This is a genomic window from Desulfovibrio sp. 1188_IL3213 (assembly GCF_036763145.1).
Taxonomy (GTDB): Bacteria; Desulfobacterota; Desulfovibrionia; order Desulfovibrionales; family Desulfovibrionaceae; genus Desulfovibrio.
In genome coordinates this window covers 1-8055 of the sequence record NZ_JBAIYR010000072.1, presented here as the reverse complement: position 1 = coordinate 8055, position 8055 = coordinate 1, and the positions used below count along the sequence as shown (strand labels likewise).

General features: G+C 58.2%; 8 protein-coding genes. 7 read left to right on the top strand and 1 reads right to left on the bottom strand.

What is annotated here, in order from left to right; translation table 11 throughout:
- The 5 genes from V6C16_RS05255 to V6C16_RS05235 form a co-directional block, all read left to right on the top strand.
- The coding region (locus V6C16_RS05255) for a DNA primase (protein WP_333542850.1) at positions 1 to 1341 on the top strand (1341 nt) is incomplete at its 5' end.
- On the top strand, positions 1328 to 3097 hold the full coding sequence (gene rpoD / locus V6C16_RS05250) for an RNA polymerase sigma factor RpoD (RefSeq protein ID WP_333536753.1): 1770 nt from the start codon (positions 1328 to 1330) through the stop codon (positions 3095 to 3097). The genes V6C16_RS05255 and rpoD, both read left to right, overlap by 14 nt.
- Before the next feature lie 163 nt (positions 3098 to 3260).
- Positions 3261 to 4271, top strand: coding sequence for a thermonuclease family protein (locus V6C16_RS05245; protein ID WP_333536754.1), 1011 nt, complete (start codon positions 3261 to 3263; stop codon positions 4269 to 4271).
- The gene (queC, locus tag V6C16_RS05240; protein ID WP_333542849.1) at positions 4268 to 5044 is read left to right on the top strand and encodes a 7-cyano-7-deazaguanine synthase QueC; all 777 of its coding nucleotides are present in this window, start codon (positions 4268 to 4270) and stop codon (positions 5042 to 5044) included. Before V6C16_RS05245 ends, queC begins: the two co-directional genes overlap by 4 nt.
- Positions 5026 to 5607 carry a serine/threonine protein kinase gene (locus V6C16_RS05235; protein WP_333542848.1) on the top strand — a complete coding sequence of 194 codons (582 nt, stop codon included), beginning with the start codon at positions 5026 to 5028 and terminating at the stop codon, positions 5605 to 5607. The genes queC and V6C16_RS05235 overlap by 19 nt, the downstream gene beginning before the upstream one ends.
- 327 nt (positions 5608 to 5934) lie before the next feature.
- On the opposite strand, the gene V6C16_RS05230 is transcribed toward V6C16_RS05235, so the two are convergent.
- Positions 5935 to 6828 carry an ornithine carbamoyltransferase gene (locus V6C16_RS05230; RefSeq protein ID WP_333535973.1) on the bottom strand — a complete coding sequence of 298 codons (894 nt, stop codon included), beginning with the start codon at positions 6826 to 6828 and terminating at the stop codon, positions 5935 to 5937.
- Positions 6829 to 7097: 269 nt separating this feature from the next.
- On the opposite strand from V6C16_RS05230, the gene V6C16_RS05225 reads away from it, so the two are divergent.
- Positions 7098 to 7754 carry an HAD family hydrolase gene (locus V6C16_RS05225; protein WP_333535974.1) on the top strand — a complete coding sequence of 219 codons (657 nt, stop codon included), beginning with the start codon at positions 7098 to 7100 and terminating at the stop codon, positions 7752 to 7754.
- A gap of 2 nt (positions 7755 to 7756) precedes the next feature.
- Positions 7757 to 8055: ATP-binding protein (locus V6C16_RS05220; RefSeq protein WP_333542847.1), on the top strand; the 299-nt coding region annotated here is incomplete at its 3' end.

Here is an 8055-nt window from a genome sequence, read left to right as displayed (position 1 = left end):
CCCGATGGCGCAGAATGCCGCGCGTACATGGAAAGGCGCGGCCTCAACCAGGATATTGTGCAGCACTTCGGCCTTGGCTGGGCCAAAAGGGAGTGGCAGTCACTGGCAGACTCGTTGCGCAGGGCGGGTTTTGACGCCCGCATGGCAATCGAGGCGGGCCTTTTGGGGCAATCCGGCAACGGGCGGGCGTATGACCGATTCCGGGGGCGGCTCATTTTTCCCATCAAGAGCCTCTCCAACCAGATCATTGCCTTTGGCGGACGTATCATTGCCGATGAAGACGAGGCCAAGTACATCAACAGCGCCGATACGCCCATCTACAAGAAAGGCGAGCATCTCTACGGCCTGGCGCAAGCCCGAAAGGGCATGGTCACCAAAGGCCGCGCCCTGCTGACCGAAGGTTACATGGATGTGCTTACCCTGCACCAGTTCGGCTATGACAACGCTGTGGGCGTTCTCGGCACAGCCCTGACGCCGGAACAGATCAAGAGGCTTTCGGGTTTTGTTTCGCAGCTGACACTGCTTTTTGATGGCGACCGCGCCGGGCGCAAAGCCGCCCTGCGCTCCTGCGAAATGCTGCTCACACGCGGCCTGGCCTGTTCGGTAGTGCTTATGCCCGAGGGCGAAGACATCGACAGCCTGTTGCGTGGTCCGGGACCAGAGGCGTTTGAAGAACTGCAGGCCCAGGCCCCTGACGGGCTGCGGTTTTGCGTGGATGTGCTCAAAGCGCTGGCCCCAAGAGAAACTGTGGAATGGGCGCGCAATTTCCTGCGCCAAGTGGAGATTCCCGAACTGGTCAGCCCGTATGTTTCGCGGCTGGCCGGGCATCTGCAACTTTCAGAAGCCGACCTGCGCGAAGGGCTTGTACAGACGCGCGGGGCAAAAAACGACAGGACGCGCTCCGGCGCAAGCGGCTTTCCATCGGGCCGCGCCCTGCAAAACATTCGCGACCGCGAAATCATGATGTTCGCCGTGCGTTACCCGCACCGGCTTGCAAACATGCTTGAACTTGGGGCCGACCTGGCCCTGCACTCGGCAGTGGCGCGTCAGTTATGGGACAAGATTGAAAACCACGGCCCGGAAGAAGTCTTTCACCATCTGGACCAACGGGAAAAAAATTTCTGGTGCAAATGCTGCGGCCCCGAGGCCGCCCCGCGCGACAACGGCGACAGGGAACTGGAATCATTGCGCCACTACCTGAACAATTATTACGCTTCGGCGCAAAAATCTTCTTTATCCGCAGCCTTGAGGGCCAACACCGGCACTGGTGACTTTGAGGCTGATATGGACTATCTTCGCGCACTTAAGGAAACCTTGGAGAAAGGGCATGAGCAGTCTTAAAGATATCCAGCAAATTCAATCACTTATTGCCAAAGGCAAGGGTGCGGGCTTTTTGACCTTTGAAGAGGTCAACAAGGCGCTGCCCGTTGAAATGAGTACGCCCGAGCAGTTTGAAGAGATCATCGGCATCTTTGAACAGCTGGAAATCGTTATTGTGGACTCGGAAAAAGACGGAAAAAAAATTTCCGCCACTGCCTCCGAATCTGACGAAGAAATAACCGACAGTTCCCTTGACCTGTCTGAAGACGAAGATTCGGCGGACTACTCTTCCCGCAGCACGGACCCCGTGCGCATGTACCTGCGCGAAATGGGGGCCGTTCCCCTGCTGGACCGCGACGGTGAAGTTGTCATCGCCAAAAAGATTGAAATGGGCGAACAGGACGTGCTGTACGCCCTGGTGGAAGTGCCTGTGGCGGTTGAAGAACTGATCAATGTGGGCGAAGACCTGCGCCAGAACCGCATCAAGCTCAAAGATGTGGTTAAAACCATTGAAGAAGACGATCCCAGCGAAGACGAGATGAACCAGCGTTCGCGCGTCATCCTGCTGCTGGACGAAATCAAGCAGACTTTCAAGAAAAAGCGCAAGATCTATAAAAAGCTTGATGTCTGCACCTGCATGGACCGTCGTGTTACCGCCGTGCAGAAAGAAATCATCTGCTTCAAGGAAGAAATCGTCACCCGCCTGCGTGACATCAAGCTGGAAAAAACCCTCATTGACCGCATTATTGAAACGGTTGAGGACTATGTGCGTCAGATGCACAACTGCCAGCGCGACCTTTCAGCCTATATTCTGGCGACCGGCCGCACCCAGGCGGAAATTCAGGCCATGTTTGACGGCCTTGAGCAGCGCGAAGTCAATCCGATGGACGCCGCCCGCGATCTCAAGCTCAGCGTGGACGAACTCTTTTCCTTCAAGGAAATGATCATCGGCAAAATCGAGATACTCAACCGCCTGCAGGAAAAATGCTGCCACAACGTCACCGATCTCGAAGAGGTGCTGTGGCGCATCAAACGCGGCAATACGGCGGCCATGCGCGCCAAGCAGGAGCTGATCCGCTCCAACCTGCGCCTTGTGGTGTCCATTGCCAAAAAGTACACCAATCGCGGTCTTCAGTTCCTTGATCTCATTCAGGAAGGCAATATCGGCCTTATGAAGGCTGTGGACAAGTTTGAATACCAGCGCGGCTACAAGTTCTCTACCTATGCCACCTGGTGGATACGGCAGGCCATCACCCGCGCCATCGCCGATCAGGCACGCACCATCCGCATCCCCGTGCACATGATTGAAACCATCAACAAGCTCATACGCACATCGCGCTATCTTGTGCAGGAGCTGGGGCGCGACCCCACGCCTGAAGAAATCGCTGAGCGTATGGAATATCCGGTGGAGAAAGTCAAAAAGGTGCTCAAAATCGCCAAAGAACCCATTTCGCTGGAAACCCCCATTGGTGATGAAGAAGATTCGAGCCTGGGCGACTTTATTGAAGATAAAAAAGCTGTGGCCCCGGCAGAAGAAGTCATCAACACCAAGCTGTCGGAACAGCTGGCCGCAGTGCTGGCAGACCTCACCCCCCGTGAGGAGCAGGTTCTGCGCAAACGCTTCGGCATTGCTGAAAAGAGCGATCACACCCTTGAAGAGGTGGGCAAGCTCTTTAACGTAACGCGCGAGCGTATACGGCAGATCGAGGCCAAGGCATTGCGCAAACTGCGTCATCCCGTGCGCAGCCAGCCCCTGCGTTCTTACTACGAAAACTGATTTCCCGTCCGGCGGCTCCGGCAACAGGCCGGGCCGCCGGCGCGTGATACAGGCCCGGGCAAGCGCTCTGCGCGGCACGTCAAAAGCCCGCAGTTTTTTAGGGCGACCGCCCGGCAAAATCGATAACAGCAAAACATTGCAGCCCACGCAACAGGATATGGCCGTGTTTGTGTCAGTATTGTCCAGGCTCGGACGGCATTGCGCCGTTGTTATGATCTTCGGCCTTCTCTGCCTGCCGTTCCCTTTTCCGCTTCTGTCTTCTGCCCTGGCGGCAAACGGTGAACCAGCTTCTCCCGATGCTTCACCCGCAGCGGCTGCCGTGCCAGCAGCATCCGCCACGGTTGCCGATGATCCCGACGATGCTTCGGACAAGGCCGCCCCCTCAAGCCCTGCGGCTTTTGAGCTTTCCGGCAAGAAAAACAAAGACGTCCCGGTACAGCCCGCCGCACACGCGACGGAAGCGGCGCCTTCCGGCATGGCGGCAGATGCGGCTGATGCAGCCGCAGGCCAGTTGGGCGGCAACACAAAAATCGTCTCCGAAGACAGCACAAAAGAAAATGCCGACGCCCCTCGCGCCGAACCGCTCCCCCAACCACTTGCCACTGTGGCGCACTGCTTTGACGGCGACACCTTCAAACTTACGGACCGACGCGTTGTACGCCTGGCTGGAACAGACTCGCCCGAACTGTCCAAAGGCGGTCGGAAAGGCCAGTTTTTCGCGCGTGAAGCCAGAGATCAACTCAGCACGCTCGTCAAGGGCCAGCAGGTGCAACTGCTGCAGGCGGGCGTCAAGCACCGCGACCCGCACGGCAGAATCCTGGCGGAAGTGCTGCTGCCCGACGGCACATCCCTCAATGAGGTCATGATCCGCAACGGCGCTGCCTATTTTTATCCGCATCAGGATCTCAACCCCCATCTTCAGGAACGGCTGCGCAGCCTGCAGCATGAGGCCATCGCCGGGCGGCGCGGCATGTGGGCCTTTTTGCTTTCACAGCCCGTTGCCAAGAACACCTACCTCGGCAACAAGGAATCTTTGCGCTTCTTTCCCGCAGACTGCGCCGAGGCCCAGCACATACGCCCGCGAAACCGCGTTTACTTCGGCAACCTTATGGACGCCTTTATGGCGGGCTACGCCCCCGCGCGGGTCTGCCCCTTCTGGCCGGTGACGCCATGAACCAGCAGTTCTCCGACAGGGCCGCTTCAAGTCCTCTGGCTGAACAGACGGCCCTGGTCATCTTTTCCGGCGGGCAGGATTCCGCAACATGCCTGGCCTGGGCGCTGGACAGCTTCGCCCGCGTCCGCACACTGGGTTTTGACTACGGGCAGCGCCACTCCGTGGAACTGGCCTGCCGACAGAACCTCCGCCGGAAGCTGGCCGGCCTCAATCCCCACTGGGCCGCACGCCTTGATGCGGACTGCCTGCTGGATATCGACCTTTTCCGTCAGCTTGCCAATACCGCCCTCACCTCCGAAACTCCCATCAAGGATGATCCCGAAGGGCTGCCCAATACTTTTGTTCCCGGCCGCAACCTCATCTTTATCCTGCATGCCGCTGCATGGGCCTACGGTTTTGGCATTCGCCACATGGTTCTCGGCGTGTGCCAGAGTGATTTTTCCGGCTATCCCGACTGCCGCGACGACAGCATCAAAGCCATGCAGGTGGCTTTGAATACCGGCATGGACGCAAACTTTGTCCTGCACACCCCCCTCATGTGGCGCAGCAAAAAAGACGCCTGGACTCTGGCTGAAGCCCTGGGCGGCCCAAAGCTGGTTGATCTGATAGTCGAAGAAAGCCATACCTGTTACGAAGGCCAGCGAGGCCAACGCCATTCCTGGGGCTACGGCTGCGGGCAATGCCCGGCCTGCCGCTTGCGGGCCGCAGGATACGCCGACTATGTGACCGGCAAGTCAGAAATAAAGGAGCGGGCATGTCAAAAAAGCAGTTAAGCGCAGCACAAGGCGTTGAGGCGGCCTGCATTCTTTTCGCCCTCAACACGGATGCGGAAGGCATGGTACGTCTGGCGCACAGCGCCCTGCTGCCCCCTGCCTATCTTGAAGGCGCGGGGGCCATCCGCTTTTGTGCGGAGTGGCGGGCTTTCACCCATGCCGTCATCACGGCCGGGCTTATGCAGCACGCCCCTAACAGCGTACTCATGGCCTACCTGCGCCAGACAGGCAACCTGCTGCGTCAGGCATCCGTGCCTTCCGGCGAGGAAGGCGGCCAGCCAGCCGCCCCACAGGCCGCCGAAAACCAGGAAAGCGCAGATCACGAAGATCTGGAAGCCTTTGTGGACGGTCCCTTTGCCGGGTACATGCCCCTGCTGGCCCAGGGGCAGCAGGCCCGTTGTCCAGAGCTTTTCTGCCAGCGTCTGGCCTCGGAAACAGCACGGGCCAAAGGCGAAGCAAGCCCGCCCGATGACCAGTCCAAAGCGCGCTTGGCAGCTGCCATGGCAATGCTTGTGAGCGCTGTGTGGGATAAGCTGGAACACTATGAAATTTTGGCGGATTAGAGCATTTTCCTGAAAATCCTTGCCACGAAATGCGAGCAGGCAGGCTTTTGCCTGCCGTAAGCAAGCATTTCAAGTGTTAAATGCTTTAACGGCTTGCGAATGAAAACAGCAGCGCCATTTACTTGCCCTGTTGAGCACAGCAGTGAGCGCCGAGCCAATATGCGCTGAAATTACTTCTCAATACGCTTCTCAAAATGCAGACAGCCCGGTTTAGCCGGGCTGTCTGCATTGTTGAAACAATCTTCTTCGAAAAAATATTGCACTCAAGCGCCAGAGCCGGTCTGCGCCTCGTGCGCTTTCCGCGTCCCGATGCGGCACAGAACCCGATCAGGCATCGTCATTGTCCAGAAACACCCAGTGCAGCATGCGCTTGTGTACCCGCAGGCGGTATTCGGACTGCTGGATAAGCATGGACGCCTTGCTGTTGCGTAAAATATCATTTTCCACACGGATGGCATTGACGGGCGGCGCGCTGAGCATGATCCGCACATGGGGCGCGGCCTTGGCCAGCAAGTCGCTGCAAATGTTCCACTGCCCGTGCTCTTCTTCCGTCAGCCCCTTGCGGCAACCCGCAAAAACATAGTCCACGCCTTTCACGGCTTCTTCCGGGGTATCCACAAAGGTCACATCGGTTCCCAACTCGGCAACGATCCTTTTGAGGGGCGCCGGGTCAATGTGCGAGGGCAAGGCCACGCGCAAGCTGAAGGGGAACCATGCCGTGGCCTCCACAAGCGAATGCAGGGTGCCGTTGAGACAGCCAAGCCAGCCGCAGGTAACATTACCGAGATTGCGCGAATTGCGCAGCATGCAGGCAATATCGGCCAGGGTATGCGCCGGATGCGCATCCGGACTGCCGGCATTGATCAGGGGGAAGCTCAGGTCTATCCTGGCGGGGTCCCAGGAGGCCACAGGCAGGCCGTAGGTATACAGGCAGTCCACATAATAGCTGAATATGGGCATGAGCTGTTCGCGGTACTCGGAAAGTTCCGAGCGCCACACGCTGCGGTTGCCCTCATACACCACCGCCCCGCCCAACTGCCGGACCGCTGCGGACACGCAGAGCCTTTCCGGCAACGAATGCTGGGCAAAAATGAGCACAGCCACACGCTCTGTCATGAAATTCGTTCTGGTCTTGGCCTCGGGCATGCCCATGGCCTGCTGCACAAGCAGCCAGCACGCCTTTTCTCCCAGTTTTTTGATAGTCAGTATATGTCGAGCCATAAATCCTCCGTGACGGGCGTCACATACCTTGATTATGCCCAGTGCTATGACCTTAGCAAGCTGCCATGCCTATGTCCAGAAGTACCGCGCAAGGTCTTGACAGCATATGACAAATGCCGCGTACAGGAATATGCCGTCAGCAACGGCATTTTGCGGAACACTGCCGTCCGCCCTGCGTCACTGTTTTTTGGTCACGATGCGGGCTTGTGATTCACAGTGCTTTTCCGCTACACTGTTTTTACTGCTGCAAAGAATACATGGGAGATTTGATGAGAGTCTTTTTCTTTGATCTGGACGGCACCCTGCTTGATACGCTTGACGATATCGGCAACGCCTGCAATGCCGTACTGGCCCGGCACGGCTACCCAACGCATCCCCTGGCGGACTACAGACGCTTTGTGGGACGCGGCTTTGACAAACTGGTGCGCGATGCATTGCCCGCCGCAGCAGAACTTGAGGCCCCGGCCCTGTCGCACCTGGTGGAAGAAACCCGCCGGCATTACGGACGCCATATGTGCGACGCCACCCGGCCTTATGAGGGCATAATTCCGGCACTTGAAGCTCTGGCCGCCAGGGATTGCCCGCTGGCGGTGCTTTCCAACAAGCCCGAAGAGCATACAGTGGAACTGGTACAGCGCTATTTTCCCTCCATTCCGTTCACGCTTGTGCGCGGCGGCAGAAAAGGCGTTCCCCTCAAACCACAACCCGACGCACTGCTGGACATGGCCGAAACAATGCATACATCTGTAGCCCGGGTTCTGTACGTGGGCGACAGTGATGTGGATGTACAGACCGCGCGCAATGCGGGTACAACGTCAGTGGGCGTGGCCTGGGGATTTCGCGGGCCGGAGGAACTGCGCGCCGCCGGAGCTGACCATATTATCGACGCTCCGTCCCAACTGATCGAACTGACGGTGGAGATATAGTCATGGCAAAACGCCTTATTATTGAAATTGATGAAGAGAAGTGCAACGGCTGCGGCCTGTGCGTGCTGGACTGTGCTGAAGGCGCTCTGGCCGTGGTGGACGGCAAGGCCAAACTTATACGGGATTCTTACTGTGACGGGCTTGGCGCATGTCTTAACTGCCCCGAAGGCGCACTAAAACTTATAGAGCGCGAGGCTGAGGACTTTGATGAAGAAGCCGCCCTCGCAGCCAAGGCCGAGCGCGAAGGAACAGCCCCTGTCCACGCGGCCCACGGCCCGCAGGGTGTCATGCCCCGGCCGGG